The sequence below is a fragment of the Oleiphilus sp. HI0128 genome (assembly GCF_001635365.1).
This window is the reverse complement of the sequence record NZ_LWGG01000979.1, coordinates 1-1,369: the sequence shown is the minus strand read 5'-3', so window position 1 is coordinate 1,369 and position 1,369 is coordinate 1. Positions and strand designations below refer to the sequence as shown.

The window sequence follows — 1,369 nt, the reverse complement described above, 5'->3', positions numbered from 1 at the left end:
GGGGATCAAAGCTAATTCTACCCTGCGATGTTGCCGACGACGAGCAAATTTCTCAGGTCTTCGAAGAGATTGCTAAGGTGTGGGATGGCATTGATATAATCGTGCATTCCGTAGGCTACGCTCCCGCCCACGAACTAAACGGTGATTATGTTGATGTAACCACCCGTGAAGGTTTTCAAATCGCTCATGATATTAGCTCTTATAGCTTTGTTGCTTTGGCGAAAGCAAGCCGTGAGTTAATGAAAGGGCGAAATGGGTCATTACTAACCCTAACCTACTTAGGCTCAGAAAGAACCTTGCCAAACTACAACGTAATGGGCTTGGCAAAGGCCAGTCTTGAAGCAAACGTTCGTTATATGGCCGGTAGCCTTGGGCCTGAAGGAACGCGTGTTAACGCCATATCAGCTGGCCCCATTCGTACATTGGCTGCATCCGGCATTAAGAACTTCCGAAAAATGCTATCTGAAAATGAACAGCAAACACCACTTAGACGTAACGTGACTATTGACGAAGTTGGCAATGCTGCTGCTTTTTTATGCTCAGATCTAGCTAGCGGAATTAGCGGAGAAGTATTATTTGTTGATGGTGGCTTTAATACTAGCGGCATGCGTTCACTAGAAGAAAGCTAAACCGCTTAGATAACTGCTATTTTAAGGACTACGTCACTGAAAACGGTAAGCACATACTGGTAGTCTATGCAGTCCTTGAGAAGTGCTTTTGTACATGCCTTGTACATCTTTGTGCGACGTTTAATTTTTGTGATGGATACGTATAGTGGAACGTCTTTTTTACCGCATTAGGCTTGCTTTTGTCCTATTGACATTTACCTTCGCCCTAAGTCTAGGCGGCTGCGCAAACATCAAGCAGGCGTCTCAATCTTCGACCTCCTTGTCTAATTTTCTTGGCTTTTCCGAGCTACCTGACTGGTACATTACGAGCAAGTATAGTTATAGTGACTCCCAGTGGATCGAAAACGACTTTAATACAAAAATCCATTATCGCGACGTAGGCGAAGGCCCTGTAATACTTCTACTTCACAGCGAACTTTCCTCACTTCATGCTTGGGAGGATTGGATCGACATTCTGAGTAATGACTTTAGATTGATCGCAATAGACCTGCCAGGATCAGGGCTTACTGGCGCACCACACTGTGTTTCTGATAGTACAGACACTTGCGCCGAAAATTTATCGAGCGATTACATTGTCCACACACTTGAATACTTTATTGAAGATCTTGGCATAAATAAATTTTCGCTTATTGGCAGTTCCTACTCCGGTTATTTGGCCGCACAGTACGCGGGTCTGCAGCACCCCGAAAAATTGGATAAGCTTGTACTAATTAGCCCTAAAGGATTCCAACAAGAGTTAC

2 protein-coding genes are annotated in these 1,369 nt (G+C 44.3%); both read left to right on the top strand.

Annotated features, from left to right (window positions below):
• Window positions 1–629 (top strand): enoyl-ACP reductase (locus tag A3763_RS16250; protein ID WP_068760235.1); only part of this gene is annotated, 629 nt, incomplete at its 5' end.
• 145 nt (window positions 630–774) lie between these two features.
• Window positions 775–1,369: alpha/beta fold hydrolase (locus A3763_RS16245; protein ID WP_156495131.1), on the top strand; the 595-nt coding region annotated here is incomplete at its 3' end.